The organism is Burkholderia sp. Ac-20365, from assembly GCF_017104715.1.
GTDB lineage: Bacteria > Pseudomonadota > Gammaproteobacteria > Burkholderiales > Burkholderiaceae > Paraburkholderia.
Map to the genome: position 1 here is coordinate 83,350 of NZ_JAAGPI010000034.1, position 16,804 is coordinate 100,153.

9 protein-coding genes are annotated in these 16,804 nt (G+C 57.9%); 1 reads left to right on the forward strand and 8 read right to left on the reverse strand.

The window, feature by feature from the left end; genetic code table 11:
• Nucleotides 1-43: 43 nt before the first annotated feature.
• Entirely contained in the window at nt 44-706 is a 663-nt protein-coding gene (locus G3O01_RS35950; protein ID WP_346779248.1) for a response regulator, read from the reverse strand.
• Nucleotides 707-1,040: 334 nt separating this feature from the next.
• On the opposite strand from G3O01_RS35950, the gene G3O01_RS35955 reads away from it, so the two are divergent.
• Nucleotides 1,041-6,548: an AAA family ATPase gene (locus G3O01_RS35955; protein ID WP_205811760.1), complete on the forward strand. Its 5,508-nt coding sequence runs from the start codon at nt 1,041-1,043 to the stop codon at nt 6,546-6,548.
• A gap of 270 nt (nt 6,549-6,818) precedes the next feature.
• Here G3O01_RS35955 and G3O01_RS35960 read toward each other — a convergent pair whose 3' ends face one another.
• The 7 genes from G3O01_RS35960 to G3O01_RS35990 all read right to left on the reverse strand — a co-directional run bounded on the left by G3O01_RS35960 (nt 6,819) and on the right by G3O01_RS35990 (nt 16,533).
• Nucleotides 6,819-7,490: a hypothetical protein gene (locus G3O01_RS35960; RefSeq protein WP_205811761.1), complete on the reverse strand. Its 672-nt coding sequence runs from the start codon at nt 7,488-7,490 to the stop codon at nt 6,819-6,821.
• Nucleotides 7,491-7,511: 21 nt separating this feature from the next.
• On the reverse strand, nt 7,512-8,477 hold the full coding sequence (locus G3O01_RS35965) for a hypothetical protein (protein WP_205811762.1): 966 nt from the start codon (nt 8,475-8,477) through the stop codon (nt 7,512-7,514).
• 115 nt (nt 8,478-8,592) lie between these two features.
• Complete coding sequence (locus G3O01_RS35970; protein ID WP_241024570.1) at nt 8,593-10,185, reverse strand: DUF2235 domain-containing protein; 1,593 nt, start codon at nt 10,183-10,185, stop codon at nt 8,593-8,595.
• Between the two features lie 9 nt (nt 10,186-10,194).
• Complete coding sequence (locus G3O01_RS35975) at nt 10,195-10,641, reverse strand: DUF3304 domain-containing protein (RefSeq protein ID WP_205811763.1); 447 nt, start codon at nt 10,639-10,641, stop codon at nt 10,195-10,197.
• 47 nt (nt 10,642-10,688) lie between these two features.
• The gene (locus G3O01_RS35980) at nt 10,689-11,504 is read right to left on the reverse strand and encodes a DUF4123 domain-containing protein (RefSeq protein ID WP_205811764.1); all 816 of its coding nucleotides are present in this window, start codon (nt 11,502-11,504) and stop codon (nt 10,689-10,691) included.
• Complete coding sequence (locus tag G3O01_RS35985) at nt 11,501-14,053, reverse strand: type VI secretion system Vgr family protein (RefSeq protein ID WP_205811765.1); 2,553 nt, start codon at nt 14,051-14,053, stop codon at nt 11,501-11,503. Before G3O01_RS35985 ends, G3O01_RS35980 begins: the two co-directional genes overlap by 4 nt.
• A 764-nt stretch (nt 14,054-14,817) precedes the next feature.
• Entirely contained in the window at nt 14,818-16,533 is a 1,716-nt protein-coding gene (locus G3O01_RS35990) for a tetratricopeptide repeat protein (RefSeq protein ID WP_205811766.1), read from the reverse strand.
• Between the last annotated feature and the right edge of the window lie 271 nt (nt 16,534-16,804).

The window sequence follows — 16,804 nt, forward strand, 5'->3', positions numbered from 1 at the left end:
TGGCAGCCGACATCTCGCACAAGATCAATGCGCAGACAAATACCTATTCCGATTCCTGCTGCGACGGTAATACCTTTTGAAGCATTTTGACCAGATCCGCTACGGAGCGAACCTGTAACTTGTGCATGGCTCTGCCACGATGGATCTTGACTGTGACCTCACTCAGTCCAAGCTGGTCGGCAATCTGCTTGTTCAGAAGCCCTTCCGTGACCAGCACGATGACTTCACGCTCCCGCGCGGTGAGCGACTCATAAGCGTCCCGGATGTTGGCGGCCACCTGTTCCTTCTGAAGCGCTTCCCCGTCTCGCCGCAGGGCTGCCGTAACGGTATCGATCAGAGCCTGGTCTTTGAACGGCTTGGTCATGAAATCGAAAGCACCTGCTTTCATTGCCTTCGTCGCCATTTCTATATCGCCATAGCCCGTCAAAAACACGATCGGGAAGCGTATCTTCTTCCTGACTGATTCTTCCTGCAGAGCGAGGCCACTCCCCCCGCGCAGACGAATATCGAGGATGAGGCAACTGGGTACTTCGGGCTTTTTCGCCGCGAGGAATTCATCCGCGCCTTCGAACGCCCGGACCTGCAGTCCTACCGAAGCAAGCAGCGTCGTGAGCGATCCCCGAATTGACGGATCGTCATCGACCACATAAACGAGCGAGCCAGGTACTGCGTTTTGGCCGACTCGAATGGCATCGTGTTTCATCATCGAAGACCGGATTGTGCACTGACAGGGACGGCTGGATAGGCTCTCCTATGGTAAGCAATTGGGACTCGCGATGCCACGTAGGGTCGGCCATGCCCCATATCGCGCTTGTAGCGGCAGGAACGTCGGCAGGAAGCGCTTCGTCAGCGTACCGTCCAACGCCTGCTGACAGTGGTCCAGAAGTGCTAGCATGGTCTTTGCGTTGCCGCCGGGCTGGATCACGACTCCCGCACAGCCAATCTCGTCAACTTCAATCGCCGCGCAACGAGGGACAACGCTCGAAGAGCAACACCGCCAGGTAGAACCCGCCAGACGACGACCGTCAAGGTTCACTGCAATGGACAACAGACTCCAGATGTCGTGGGACGATGGCGAGCGCGTCTTCTGGCGCGGAAGGCGACCGAGCCATATCGACGGTCCCGATGTCCTGTTCGCCCGCCCGGCCGCTGAACATCCACGCCCAGCCAGCCTTGATCGGCTCGCGCACGAATTCGGCCTGAAAGACGAACTGGACGGAACATGGGCCGTGCGGCCACTCGATCTGGTACGCGAGAACGGTCAAACACTGCTGGTGCTCGAAGACCCGGGCGGCGAGCCTCTTGCGCGACTGCTCGGCGCGCCGATGGACATCGAGCACTTTTTTCACCACGCCGTCGGGATCGCATCGGTGCTCGGGCAACTGCACCAGCGTGGGCTCGTCCATAAGGATCTCAAGCCGGCACATATTCTTGTGAATTGCGCGGGCGGCCAAGCGCGTCTCACCGGGTTCGGCCTCGCGTCGCGCCTGCCTCGCGAGCGACAGGCGCCCGAGCCGCCCGAGACCATCTCCGGCACGCTGGCCTATATGGCGCCCGAGCAGACCGGGCGGATGAATCGCTCTATCGATTCGCGAAGCGACCTCTACGCATTCGGCGTCACGCTCTATCAGATGCTGACGGGTATGCTGCCGTTTACCGCCGCCGACCCGATGGAATGGGTGCATTGCCATATCGCCAGAAAGCCGGTGCCGCCCAGCGAGCGGGTACGGCACGTGCCCGCCGCTGTCTCGCTCATCGTCATGAAGCTGCTCGCCAAGACGGCCGAGGAACGCTATCAGACAGCGTCGGGTGTGGAGCACGATCTGCGCCAATGCCTTGCGCACTGGCAGCGTCAGCGATTCATCGACGCGTTTCCGCTTGGTCAACGCGACGCCTCCGACAAGTTGCTGATTCCCGAAAAGCTGTATGGGCGAGACCGCGAAGTCGATACGCTGGTCGCCGCATTCGACCGGATCGTCAAGAGCGGCACGCCAGAATTGCTGTTGGTCTCGGGCTATTCCGGAATCGGCAAATCGTCGGTCGTCAACGAACTACACAAGCTGCTGGTGCCACCGAGAGGCATCTTCGCGTCCGGCAAGTTCGATCAGTACAAGCGCGACATTCCCTACGCTACGCTGATACAGGCGTTCCAGAGCCTGGTGCGCCCACTTCTCGGCAAGCCCGATGCAGAACTGGCGCGATGGCGCGCGGCGCTTCTGGAGGCACTCGACGTCAACGCGGGGCTCATGACCGACCTGATTCCGGAACTGAAGCTCATCATCGGCGAGCCGCCGCCTGTTCCCGAACTCGAGCCGCAACAGGCACAGCGCCGCTTCATGCAGGTGTTCCGGCGTTTTATCGGGGTTTTCGCACGCGCAGAACATCCGCTCGCACTCTTCGTGGACGATCTTCAGTGGCTCGATACGGCAACGCTCGACCTGCTCGAAGATCTGTTGACGCGTCCCGACCTTCGCCATCTGATGCTGATCGGTGCTTACCGCGACAACGAAGTCGATGCCTTGCACCCGTTGATGGGCAAGCTCCTCGCCATTCGCAAGGCGGGCGTCGTGGTCAGCGAGATCACGCTCGCGCCGCTGGCCATGGCGCACGTCAGACAGTTGATTGAAGAGGCGCTGCATTGCGAGGCTGAATCAGTTGAACCTTTGGCGCGACTCGTGCATGACAAAACGGCGGGTAATCCGTTCTTTGTGATCCAGTTTCTCCAGACGCTCGTCGAAGGCGATCTGCTGGCGTTCGATCACGACGCGGGGCAATGGTGTTGGGATCTCGACCTCATCCACGCGAAGGGCTACACCGACAACGTCGTGGACCTGATGATCGGCAAGTTGAACCGCTTGCCGCAAGGGACGCAACAGGCGTTGCAGCAACTCGCATGTCTGGGAAACACCGCGGGCATCGCGGCGCTATCGACCGTTCTCGGAATTCCCACTGAGCGAGTCCATGAAGAACTGTGGGACGCCTGCCGTCAGGAACTGGTGGAGCGGCTCGAAGGCTCGTACCGGTTTGGCCACGATCGTATTCACGAAGCCGCCTATTCGCTCATTCCGGAAACGTCACGCGCCGAGGCGCATTTGCGGATCGGACGCCTGCTCGCTGCGCAAACGGCGCCGGACAAGCTGGAGGAAGCAATCTTCGAGATCGTCGGGCAACTCAATCGCGGTACCGCGTTGATGACATCGCGCGACGAGCGCGAACAGCTTGCCAGCTTCAACCTGCTAGCGGGACAACGCGCGAAGGCCTCGACCGCTTATGCGTCCGCGTTGACCTATCTCGTGACGGGCGCGGAACTGCTCGGCGACGATAGTTGGAACCGACAGCACAGACTAACTTTCGAACTGGAATTGAACCGGGCCGCGTGCGAATTTCTGACCGGTCAGTCGTCCGTCGCGGACGAACGTCTCACCGCACTATCAGCGCGTGCCACGACGACCGTGGAGCAGGCAAGCGTCGCATGTCTGCATACCGATGTCTGCACGACGCTCGACAAGAGCAGCCGCGCTGTCGAGGTCTGCCTTGATTATCTGCGGCACGTCGGTATCGACTGGTCGCCTCATCCGACAGACGAAGAAGTGCAACGCGAATATGAGTTGATCGGTGTGCAGTTGGGCCAGAGGACGATTGAAGCATTGATCGATTTGCCGCTGATGGACGATACGGCCTCGCTTGCCACGGCTGAAGTGCTGACCAAGCTTTTCGCGCCCGCCTTGCAGACAGATGGCAATCTCGTTGCGCTGATGAGTTGCAAAGCCATCAATCTGAGTCTTGATCGCGGCAACTGCGACGCGTCGTGTTTTGCCTATGTCTTGCTTAGCCGCGTGGCGGGCCCGCGCTTCGGCGACTATCAATTCGGCTTCCGGTTCGGCCAGCTTGGCTACGATCTCGTCGAACAGCGCGGCCTCAAACGCTTCGAAGCCAAGACGTATCTGTGCTTCTCCATTTTTTCCGTTCGATGGATGAAACCGGTGCAGGCTTGCCGCGATCTTTTGCGACGCGCCTTCGCCGCTGCAAACCGGCTTGGCGACATTCCTTACGCCGCCTATGCGTGCAATAGCATGAACTCCGATCTGCTGTTCGCCGGGGAACCGTTGCTCGAAGCGCAGGCCGAAGCAGAACGCGGACTGGCTTACGTCGAGCGGATGCATTTCGGGCTCGTGATCGACTTCATCGCCACACAACTTGCGCTGATCCGGACGCTGCGCGGCCTGACGCCGATATTTGGCTCATTCGACGATGCGCGTTTCGATGAACATCAGATTGAGCGGCATCTCACGGACAATCCGGCGCTCGCCGTTCCCGCGTGCTGTTACTGGATACGCAAACTGCAGGCGCGTTATCTGGCCTGCGATCATGCGTGCGCGCTCGAAGCCGCCGCCAGGGCAGAGCCGCTTCTGTGGACTTCGGCGTCGTTTTACGAGGAATCCGACTACCATTTCTATACCGCGTTGTCATTGTCGGCGCGCTCGGACGTTGCCAGCTCTGACGAGCAATCGCAACATCTTGCCGCGATGAAGACCCATCTTCACCAGCTGGAAATCTGGGCTGGAAACTGCCCGGAGAATTTCGCTGATCGCGCGGCACTCGTCAGCGCAGAAATTGCCCGCATCGAAGGGCGCGACAGCGATGCCGAGCAAAGCTACGAACACGCGATACGCGCTGCACAGCAAAGCGGCTTCGTTCACAACGAGGCACTCGTCAACGAACTCGCCTCTCGCTTCTATTCGGCGCGTGGTCTGGAGAAGATTGCACGCCTTTACATGCGTGACGCCCGCTACGGCTATCAGCGTTGGCGCGCCGATGGCAAGGTGAAGCAACTCGACCAGATGTATCCGTATCTTGGGACCCATGATGCCGTGTCCGACTCGACGAGCACGATCGCAACGCCCGTCGAACAGCTCGATCTCGCGACGGTGCTCAAGGTGTCACAGGCGGCATCCAGCGATATCGTGCTGGAGAATCTGATCGACATGATCATGCGCACCGCCATCGAGCAGGCGGGCGCCGAGCGCGGGCTGCTGATCCTGTCGCATGGCGGCGAACTGCGTGTGGCAGCGGAGGTGACGACGGGCGCCGACACCACGCAGCTTCAACTGCGCGACGTCCCCGTTAGCTCAACGCTACTGCCGGAATCGGTTCTGTATCACGCGATGCGCGCGCGCGAAAATGTCATTCTCGACGATGCAGCGGTCGACCCGCGCTTCGAAGCGGATGCCTATGTCCGTCAGTTTCGTGCCCGATCGATTCTTTGCTTGCCCTTAATGAATCAGGCGAAACTCATTGGCTCGCTTTACCTGGAAAACAATCTGACTGCTTGCGTCTTCAGCCCTGCTCGAATTTCCGTGTTGAAGCTAGTAGCGTCGCAGGCTGCCATCTCTCTCGAGAACGCACGCCTCTACCGCGAGCTCGCGGAGCGCGAAGCAAAGATCCGACGTCTGGTCGACGCGAACATCATTGGGATCATCGTCTGGAACGCCGACGGCGTCATTCTCGAGGCCAACGATGCATTCCTTCGCATGGTCGGATACGAGCGGGAAGACTTCGAATCTGGTCTTGTTCGGTGGCGTGACCTGACGCCACCGGAGTGGCGGCCGATCAGCATGGAAGCGCTCGAACAGACTGCGCAGACGGGACGAGCCCAGCCATACGAAAAGGAATACTTGAGAAAGGATGGCAGTCGGGTGCCTGTCATCGTCGGCCTTGCGACATTCGAGGCAAGCCGTAAACAAGGTGTCGCCTTCGTGCTGGATCTAACTGAGCGAAAACTTGCCGAACAGGAAGCGCGTCAGAGCGAGCGTCGCTATCGCGAAGTGCAATCAGAGCTGGCGCATGCAAACCGGGTCGCGACGGTGGGTCAACTCGCGGCTTCCATCGCTCACGAGGTCAATCAACCAGTTTCCGCAGCCGTGATGAACGCACGAGTTGGGCTGCGCTGGTTGCGCACCGAGCCGCTCGAGGTCGAAGAAATACGACAGGCGTTCGAGCGTATCGTCAGCGATGGTAACCGGGCGGTTAGTGTCGTCGGCAGAATTCGCCAGCTCATCAGGAAGGCACCGCCGAGCAAGGAACTGATCGATGTGAATTCGACGATTCGAGAAGTAATCGAACTGACGCGAGGCGAGGCATCAAGAAGCGGTGCATCGGTGCAGAGTCGGCTCGCGGATGGTTTGCCGTCTATCGAAGGAGACCATGTACAGCTGCAACAGGTACTGCTCAATCTGGTAATGAATGCGCTCGAAGCCATGATCGAAGTCAGCGACGGCGAACGGCATTTGCTGATCAGCAGCGAGCGCATTGATTCAGATGCCGGGAACATCATGGTGACGGTGTGTGACACAGGGCCCGGGTTCGCTCCGGGGAGTGTCGAGAAGATATTTAACCCGTTCTATACTACCAAGCCAACTGGGCTGGGCATGGGATTGTCGATCTGTTCGTCGATCATCGATGCAGTTGGCGGCCGGATGTGGGCGAGTATAAATGTACCGCGAGGTGCTATTGTCCAGTTTTCCTTGCCAACTCACTCAAGCGTTTGAACACGATCGGTACAAATCTGCATTGATGATGGGCTCACATGCTATGGCAACCGCTACCGCAATTGCGCAACAACCAGTTGTAGCGGTCCATCGACCGATACCGAAGTAAACCCGGACATTCAAGTGGCGATTTTATGTATGAGGCGACCGGCGGCTATTGGCCGACTGCCGTCCCACGCGGTCGGCAGCAAGCCACCCACATCATTCATTCACGTCCGACCCACGCCAAAGGGCTGCTTCCAGAATATTCCCGCCATCCGCCGTCTGAAATCAAGGAAGTCCATACATCGACGCCTTTTTCTCATCCTTGAAATGGGCCACCACATCTGCGTTCAGTCGAATCGGTGGCAGGCACGCGGCCTCTACATACGGAACATCGAAGTAAAGCTCGAGACTTCCATCCGGCCAGATGCTCATCGTGAATGCCTTCGACATAAGATAGTCGTTGTTAAATGCCGAGGGGTCGAGGCATTGAGGCCTCCCAGCGTTCACTCGCGTGTATTCCTTCATGACACTGCCAACAGACGTGTCCGTCAGAAACAGACTGCCGTCCTCCCTTCGGCCCACTGCGTATATCGCGTTCAAATCCAGGCGCTTCCCATCCTTGATGCTGTACGCAATACCATATTGATAGACAGAGGGGTGCACGCCGTCACATTGCGAATTCCCCGTCACTTCCAAAGCTACGAGCGTAGCCGTCTCGATCGTTTTGCGAATATCCGCGTGATAGATTGCCACAGCGCCCATTCCGCTCGCATTGCTCGCGCACTCTTTCGCGTCTTTCTGAATACCAGCACGCAGCGCGCGTAGAGCCGCGTCGAGCGCGGCGCTATGCTGCTGCAACGCTGGGACTAGCGCGACTGTGATCTCCTGACTGGAAGCACATGCAACAGAGAGCCACCACATCGCTCCGACCACGGAAAGGATCTTTCGAATGTTCATAGACACTTGCATCTGAAGTAGTTATGGACGTTGAGCGGAGTAGTCGACCATGACCGGCGTGGTCGTCGCGGACTGCCCCCACGTAAGTGTCTGATGCGGATGCGTAACAATACGCTGCCTTGCGACAGTCAGCGTTCCAGAGGAAGTGCGCTCCGTCGAGTCCGACAAATAACGGGCTACGAAAGCAGCGTATTGCTGTCGTTCGTTATAGCCATTGCCGCCGCCGTTCACGAGAATGGACATGCGGCCGACCGATTCCGTCGTAATTCCCTCATCCGCGATACGATGAATGTTGGCCTGGCCCATGAAGTGTTTCCAAACCCAGAAGAAACCGGCACTATCACACGCGTCGAAGCTGTTGGTCGCGACGACGTCGGGATCGTATCGTGGTGCCCAGAGGCGTGTGTCGCTGTGCGCGTGGCCGTGTTGATCGACTGTTGGCGGTCCACTCCAGTTGTGTGTCGAAGTCACAGTGATACGTGAATCGACATAGGCGCCAGTATGGTTGGGAAATTTTCGGAAGCTGCCATAGTCAGCATAGAGCGTTGGCCACGTAAGTTGCATCAAGCCTCGGCCATAGAACGCTTCATAGGCATGCCCTGCTCCCTCGCCGAGTTCCTTCGTGACACGCAACAATCCCGTCTCGATGTAGGTCTGACTAAGAAAGCCAATCTGGCGCTCGGGCGTCGTCAGGCCGTAGCGGCGAAACATGCTGCCAATGTCGGTATGTGCAACCGGCGTCCCGCCTACCCGGGAGGACGCGGCCTGCCAACTGAGCGTCTGTGTGGGATGCGGCAGTCCGCTCTTGCGCGGAAGCAATTGCGCCAACTCGCTCTGTGAAAGCCAGCCACATTTGCGGAAATGACTGATGATCTCAATTGGATGGAAATACCAGACCTTTTCCGGCAAACCCGCTTCTTCCCAGAATGCGGCTTTCGCATAAAAGTCGAGAAACGCCTGAAAATTGACAGGGTTTTTGTCGAACACTTCGCCTTGCTGCGTCAGATCCTGATACCGCCGTACTAATCGCTGCAAGTGCAGCGAAGAACAGTCATTTTATGGTTTGTTTTGTAAGCGGCGGCGAGGCCTGTTCTACATGGTTTCAAAGCGGCGATGCGGGTCCCGACAGACTCCAGTCATTTGCCGGCTCGTACGCAACCTGACCGAAATACACCATCCGCCAGTTCTGCAATTTGGAAAAATCTTTCGCGAAACCCGCGACGGAATCGTGGACCAGATAGTCGAAGAAGTCGAGCAAACGCTCGCGCTGCTCCGCATCGCCGACAATCAGCGAGACATCCTCATATGCTCTTGCAAGCGTCTCTTCCCTCAAGCTGAGTTTGCCGCCGTCGAGCCGCTTGGTCTCGGCGGAAGCCGTCGCCTCATTCACCGCGTTGCCATCTGCCGTGACAATGGCGAGTTCCTTCCTGACGTTCGGCACGAGATCGTTATTGTGGGTCTCGGTCAGTACCTGTTCGGCTGCTGCAACCCGCGCCTGGGCTTTCTCATCGTTGGTGAGCTTCGACAGATAGCTGCGCGCGATATACATCTGAAAGAGATGATCCGACGTCGCTTTCTCAACGGGGCCGCTTGCCTTCGTGCGGCTCATGTACGAGTCGAAGAGCGCAGCTGTCATTGACGAAACGGCGAACGCCCCCTTGATACCCGGACCGAGAATTTCAAGCGCGGACAGTGGTACGCCCGCCGCTCTTGCCGCGCGATACATATGAAGCAGCGGCACCTGGCTAAGTTTGTCCTCGTCCTTCAAGGCGCGCGTCTGCTCGCCCGGCGCATAACCGCCGCCGACGTCCGAATGCACACCCGGATAGATGACTTCATGAACATTGGCCGGATAATGCTTTCCGTCCCGCACGGAATCGAGCGGAAACGAGTCTCTGACTTCATGTGCGGCGATGTAGTGAACGCACTGCTCCACCATCGCCGGTATGCGCAGATCCTTCGCCCACTCGTAGTGGCCGTCCTTGCTCGCGACGGACAATCCGATGCCTGCCAACGGCGAAATGACATAGGTGCCAATCCTGACGAGAGGACTGTGATCATACGTTTTAGCGCTCGCGGGCACGCCGGCCGAAGCGACGGTGTCGAACAGTCCCATGAAATAGAGGCGAATGGGATGCCCTTGATACGCCCAACCGCCGGCACCCTGGTGACAGTCTTTCGCAATTCGAATTGCAAAAGCCCGTGCAAGCGCCGCGCCGCGCGAAAAGCCGAACAGCGCCAGATTGATCATGCGGATTGGCTGTGACGGATTCTTTGCGCGCGCTTTGGCTTTCGCCACCAACTTGTCGAAATCGGCGCGCGCTTTCACAAGCCGTGCGTCGCCGCCCGACGCCACGCCGAGCCCCATCGTGCTGTAGCCATGCTCGCCGATTTCCGGATAAGGCGTACCGAGTCCGGGAACATAGAGCGCATACTTGCCCAACTCGTCATCGCTTTCCGGATGCGCCAGAAAGAGCCGCGCGACGTTGCTGTGCTTGAGTTTCGGTGTGTCGTTGAAGCGGTTGTTGCCGGTTCCATCGAAGAACACCGAGACCCAGACCGTTTGTGAACAGTCAGGCGTTCCTGGCTTTTTCGACGGGTCGAGGCAAGCGATCGCGGCCGCCCGTTGCCTGCGCTCTTCGATCGACAACGGGCGTAATCCTGCCATTGGAGGAAGCTGGGTATCGTCGAGCATGCCTGCCCCTCAGCGAACGTAAGGCAACCGGCGTTCGAGCTTCAAACGCGGCGGCGAAGGTCCGTCGTCGCCGGAAATGGCGCCTTCGATATGTCCATCCGGATAGAAATGCACTTCGAGATAGGCAGGCTTCACCGGAATCGGTCCTTTGACTTCGACATGCGCCTTCAGATGATCTTTGTCGGCGGGTTCAACAATCTTGTCCGACGGATAGGCCACGAGTGCTTCGCGCATGTAATCGACGTCGATCGTGAACGGCGTTTTCGTCGAACGATCGAGCAGCACACAGCAGGCGTATTTACCGCCACCCGATGTCCTCGTGCTCAGGAAGACGTTGCCGCCCGAGATGCCGTTGACCGCGAAGTCCAGCAGTGCCCGGTCCGTGTAATCGTAACCGACCAGTTCGAGCTCATACGGCTCTTTCGCGCAACCCGTCAAGCTTGAAGATTCCACCATACCGACTCCGACAAGAATTCCGACCCTTAGCAGTTTTCTCAAACGCGTCACTCGAGTTTGTCCTCACAAAATGCGATCAGCGCGCGACGTGCACGGTCGGCGAGCAGCAAAGAACTGTTTCTTTCCTGATCGGTCGCCCCATTCAGCGCATCGGCTACGATGTCGTAACGCGTCGGCTCATCGATCATCGCCAGCAAATCGTCGTCCGTCTGCGCCAGCATATACAGGATCGAATCGACGACCCCCGCGTCGGTAAAGACGCTGATCTGTCGATCGTTCAACTTCAGTGGCGCGAGATATGGCGCATCTGCCTGAAATCCGCGGATCACTTTCTGAAGCGAGCGCTTGCGATCCAGATACCACCATTCGTCCAGCATCGCGAGATACGACTTCAACTGATGTTCTGGCAATGCTTTTGCCAATACGGGTATCGCGCGTGTGTCGAACAGTTTAACCTGCCATTCGGTTCCGTCGTCGCATGTCGCATCCAGTCTAATCCGGATCGCGTCGGTCAGGCGTTGAAGCGAAAGCGGTGACACGATCAACGATAACCCACGCGGATCGTTGACCCAGTTCTCGCATAGCAGGCGTATGACATCGCGCCGCGACGGATCGATCGGGATGACGAATGGTCCAAATTGCCGTGCGCCGATGTCATCCGGCGCGTCGAACACCAGTTCGATATCCGGGGTCGCTGGAAAGTTCAGAGCTTTCCCCGATAACACAGAGAACAACGTTGGATAGGCGACGCCATACACAAGCGCATAAAGCGACCGGTCTGCGGCTGGGGCCAGGAATCCGACGATTTCCTGCTCGAGCGCTTCAGGCGCCATAGACTCGATGACAGACGCGTTCGAACTCATTTCGTACCCAGCAGCGAGCCCTGCGAATATTCAGCGAGCAGGCAAGGAATACAGATGGATTTCGGCAGCGAAGGCAGCGGGTGCACTTCACCCGTCGGCCCCGCAAACGAATGTTGACTTCCCTTGATGTCAATCTTCCCTGGCGCGTGAATCTCGATGTTTCCTCCTTTTATCCGAAGGTACGCGCCCCCCGACGTGAGCAGGATCTGCTGCTTCGCCGCCGCTTCGATGTTTTCCGTCGCGGACAGTACCTTGAAGGTCTTCTGCGCGGTCAGTTCGATGTTATCGGCATGGGCCCGAATCTCGAGTTTGCCCTTGGCCGCGAAGAGTTTTATCCCTGCGTTCTGGACAAACAGGCTGAGCTTCTCCCCCACGCTTGCGATCAGCGACTTACCCGCTGCGATATGCGTGCTTTGCCCACTGACCAGATTGATCTGCTGTGCCGCCGACACATGCGTCGAATCGTGTGTCGACATGCCGATACCCGCCGGACTCGCGAGCGCGATTACGGGTTGCGCGAACGCATTCGCACTGCCCGTGCCGCCGCCAACTGTTCGACCAACCGAGGCTGATCCATCGATGCTGTCTTGCATCGCATCGGCAAACGACTTCAACGCGTCGGAACCGACCTTGAGGTTCTCCGCTTGATGCATCTCGCCAGCCGCAGACATCGCATCGATCACATCCTGTGAACTCTTGATTTGCTGCCGCGTCTCGCTCACATCCAGTTGCTGGCTGCCCACGCTCTTCGCGTACGTCGTCATGAGGAGACCTTCTGCAGCCCGTACGGCGCCGTAGTTGTCTGTGGCGAGATCGAATCCGCTGCCGAGAAACGCGCCGCGCGTGTTGCCATTCTGCGCAATCAGATAGCCCAGGTGCAGACCAGAATTTGCCGTCGTGCTGTAGAGATGCAAGCGGTTTTGGCCCGTCGCATCGTCCATCACCATCTGGTTGTAGCCACTACCTCCGAATTCCTTCGAACGATAGCCAGACAGCAAACCATTCGAATGCCACTGCGGCTTCGTCGCACCGTTATAGACGCGCGCAACCACAATCGGCCGATCGCAATCGCCATCGACGTAATCAACGAGTACTTCCTCGCCGACACGCGGCAGATGCACGCCACCATAACCGCCACCCGAATCCGACTGCACGACGCGCAACCAGCACGACGCGCGTTCATCGCCGCTATTGAGCCGATCCCAGACGAAGCGCACCTTGATGCGATTCAGTTCGTCGGTATAGACCTCTTCGTTCTGCGGGCCGACGACTATCGCCGATTCAAGCTGCACATCCGGCTTCGCGTGCTCGAACGGACTGCGATAAGGCACGGTCGTCCGCTGCGCCTCGATATCGACGCGATAGAAGCCTTCCGATCCATCGCCGACCACGCCACTCAACGCAGATTCACCCTCATGTCGCGCACGTACCGCTGCTACATCCGCCTGAAGGCTATGTGGAAAGATGGGCGCATCGCTGCTAACGGGCAGGTTGTTCTCGATCGTCCAGACGGTTTCGATTACGGCGAATTCCCGCTGATCGGCCGCATCGCGATCATGATCGGGATGTCCGCTCAATGTGAAGCGCTGTCCGGCGTCGATACCGCGCGAGCCGCCGACACCATGAAAGCGCTTCGCTCGCGATTCCCACTCTTCCATGCGGATACGCGAAAGCTGATCGCCGCGATCCTGCTCGCCGTAGGTATAAGCGCCTGTGTATTCGTAGACTTCTGATTGCGCCGGCAATGCGCCCTGTGTGGGCATCGTCGGCGTGCTGGTACCCTTCGGGTTATACACACCGGCGGGGCTTTTATAGTCGAAGGTACGCGTCGTCAGCAGCGTGCTTTGCAAAGTACGCGTGCCCGACCATTGCGTAAGCGCATCCGTCTCGCTGTTCGTTCCAGCACGGTAGAAGCTCACCGTTTTCGGCGACGTGGGCTTGAATGACGACAGATTGTCTGTGATCACCAGCGTATGTGACTTGCCGTCCTCTGCCTGCTGCCAGAAACCATAAAGACCTTCCGATTCCAGCAATCGATGCACGAAGTTCCAGTCGTATTCATCCTGCCGGCAATACGAACGCGTAGGCAACTGCCGGGAGAGTCCAAACTGGAATCGTCCTTGAGCCTGAGGATGAGCATTGAAAACATCACTGACGATTTCTTCGACGCTCACGTCCTGCCAGATACGCTGATCGCGCCTGAACTTGAGGAAGTGCATCCACGACGCAAAGCCGATCTGATAGCTCGTTAGCGTGCTATCCGAACCGAGCCGGCGCGCGATATGAACAAAGCCGTTATGCGGCTGATAGGACTTGTCGGACTGCTGGATCCAGAGCGTAACGGGCTGCGCGATCAGTTTCTTGAGTTCGATATTCGACGACGTCGAAACGACGTCCAGCGTGAACTCGAAGTGCCGCCCGATACGCGATTTGCCGACCACTCGTTGCGGCACGAGTACATCGTTGCCAAGCGGCGTATCCAGTTTCAACAGCCGGTCGCCCTGTGCAAGACGACCTGTCATGGCCGCGATAACGTCCTGCGCCCCCATAACGCCTCTTTTTGTCCGTTAGTATTTAACCCGCGCGATTCTACAAGAATAAAACGAATAAACCATTTACCGGATTTTAAAAAATCTTTAAATGGCAATCGAGAAAGGTTAAATATGCACCGGGCATTTCAAATGGCACGAAAATTTTACTTATGGTCTATACGCCCGGTAATGCATACCGGGTACTTTCACGCGGAGATAGCAGCTAACAAATGCATCGCGGCAAATCAAGCCGCACGCACGCCGTAAGTTTTCATAGCCGATTCGATCTGTTACGCCTCGACCGTCGCCGGATATAACCGGTAACTCGGCGCCAGGATCGGCTCAATAGAAACGACGTCGATAACGAATATCGTAGAGAAAGGAAACGTCGGTCCAGTCAGATTAATGAGGGCGCGCAGAAGCGATGCGAAGAAGCCGTCGCGGTATGTGGCAAGACCGGCTACGCCTCTGGTCTTGAAGCCCTTTGAACGAAAGGGTCGACAAAGCTCACACATACCGCGGTGCTCGATGCAATGTCTTCTCGCACTACCGGGCGAGGCGATATTGACAATCGGAAGACGACCGGGACGATCAGCGCAAGGGATTCCGCTGTAGCCAACCAGCACAAAACGCTTTTATTCATCGTTTACAGACCCGTTTCGTCGATCATCTTGGGACCTCCCTTGGTAAAGCGCAAATCGAGCATTGTCAGCGATTCATGTCATCGCGCCGAATGGCTCCTATTGGCCGCACGGAGCCCATCAGCACGACGGGCTTATCGCTCACTCACTGGAGACACGCATATCCAACGCGTCGCGCACCGCTGCGATGACGCGGTCCCAATCACCCAGCGATGGTTGTCTGAACAGTAACGCACTCGGGTACCACGGGCTGTCGTTGCGATCGAGCAGCCAGCGCCAGCAAGTGTCGAAGCGATTCATTATCCAGACCGGCCTACCCAATGCGCCAGCCAGATGAGCGACGGCGGTATCGACGGTGATTACCAGATCGAGATTGCTTACGAACGCAGCTGTATCAGCGAAGTCCGCGAATTCATCGGTGTAGTCAGTGATGCGTTCGACGAATTCAGGGTTCGTGATCAACTGCTGTGCTGCCTCGCCCTTTTGCAAGCTATAGAAGCGCACGTTTGGAACATCGACGAACGGCGCAAGCATGTCGAGTGCGATCGAGCGCCGACCATCTGTCTTTCTTAACTCCGCGACATGCGGACGCTTACCGCCGGCCCACACGAGCCCAACCTTCAACGCGTGCCCCGCGTGTTGATCGAGCCGCTCCGCCCATTGCTTCGAAGCTGCCTCGTCAGCAAGGAGATACGGCACCGTCGCAGGTATGTTGTCCGCATTCGTTTTGAAGGCGAGCGGCAGACTGAGCAGCGGCGCATGGCAATCGAACGATGGCAATGATTGGCCTTGCTCAACGAGGTGGGTAACGCCTTCGAGGCTCTGCAGCAGTCGCATCAGTTCCTGCGGTACTTCGAGGATCACCTTCGCGCCCATTGCCGCCACGAGCGGAGCATAACGACAGAATTGCAATGTATCGCCAAGTCCCTGCTCAGCGTGCAGGAGAATGGTCTTGCCTTCGAGCGGGAACTGACCCTGCCATAACGGCTGCGCGAAGTTGCGCTCCGCTGCTGCCATCCGGTGACGCCGCCATCGCCATTCATACTCGCGCCACCCTTCGTCGAAACGGCCCATTTGCAGCAGGCAGAGCGCGCGATTCCAGTGCGCCTCCGCGAGGTCCGGATCTAGTGAAAGCGCTCGATCGTAAGAATCCAGCGCTTGCTCGTGCTCGCTCAGGTCGATCTGGGTGAGACCAAGATTGCTCCATGCATCGACAAAGGAAGGCGCCAGTTCGAGTGCCTTCATATAGTTCTCTCGTGCGTCGAGCGGACGATTCAGGTCGCTCAACGCATTTGCGCGATTGCTCCACGCCTCGACATAGCCCGATTGCAGTGCGATCGCCTGATCGCAACTTGCCACTGCATCGTCTGGGCGGTTCAGATCGCGCAGTACGCACGCGCGATTGTTCCATGCCTGCGCGAGCGCAGGCTTTACGGCAATCGACTTTTCAAAAGCGGCGAGTGCTTCAGCGGGCCGATCGAGTCCGGCGAGCGCATTGCCGCGATTGTTCAGCGCGTCGGCAAACCCGGGCTGCAATACGAGCGCGCGATCCGCGCTCGCCAGGCCTTCGCCGAAGCGACGCCGCGCGTTGTATGCATAGGCGAGGTTCGAATGAAGCGGTGCCTGCATGCCGTTGATCGCAATGGCCTTCTTCAGCAGTTCGATGCCATCGTCGAGACGGCCGGCCTGTAACGCCAGCGCCCCTAGTAACTGTGTCGCGTCGAAGTGTTTGGGACGCAATGCGAGAATCTCGCGATAAAGCTCCTCCGCTTCCGCATACGCGCCGTTCTGCTGCATCGCGATAGCCTGATGCAGCATCGCGTCGATTTTCCGTTGTTGAATCTGTAATTTACTCATGAGCTACGCGGTGGCGGAATCTTGACGACCGTGAGAACGGTCGAAACGTGAATGGCAAGCGGCGTCAATTATCCTGGAAATCTCGGGACCGAAGTAGCGAATGCGAAGCAGTGTACCCAGTCAGATGTGCAAGCCTTTTAGGCTGGGCGGTCTCAAGATGCAAGCGCAACACTTCCGGTTAGGATATGTTGCATGGGAAAGAACTATAAACAGCTGAGCGCCGAAGAGCGCGGTGTGATCTTTGCAATGAAGTTTGAGGACAAGAGCACAC

Coding starts and splice junctions, on each gene's coding strand:
- G3O01_RS35950 (WP_346779248.1), bottom strand. CDS start 706: ATGATGAAACACGATGCCATTCGAGTCGGCCAAAACGCAGTACCTGGC.
- G3O01_RS35955 (WP_205811760.1), top strand. CDS start 1,041: ATGGACAACAGACTCCAGATGTCGTGGGACGATGGCGAGCGCGTCTTC.
- G3O01_RS35960 (WP_205811761.1), bottom strand. CDS start 7,490: ATGAACATTCGAAAGATCCTTTCCGTGGTCGGAGCGATGTGGTGGCTC.
- G3O01_RS35970 (WP_241024570.1), bottom strand. CDS start 10,185: ATGCTCGACGATACCCAGCTTCCTCCAATGGCAGGATTACGCCCGTTG.
- G3O01_RS35975 (WP_205811763.1), bottom strand. CDS start 10,641: ATGGTGGAATCTTCAAGCTTGACGGGTTGCGCGAAAGAGCCGTATGAG.
- G3O01_RS35980 (WP_205811764.1), bottom strand. CDS start 11,504: ATGAGTTCGAACGCGTCTGTCATCGAGTCTATGGCGCCTGAAGCGCTC.
- G3O01_RS35985 (WP_205811765.1), bottom strand. CDS start 14,053: ATGGGGGCGCAGGACGTTATCGCGGCCATGACAGGTCGTCTTGCACAG.
- G3O01_RS35990 (WP_205811766.1), bottom strand. CDS start 16,533: ATGAGTAAATTACAGATTCAACAACGGAAAATCGACGCGATGCTGCAT.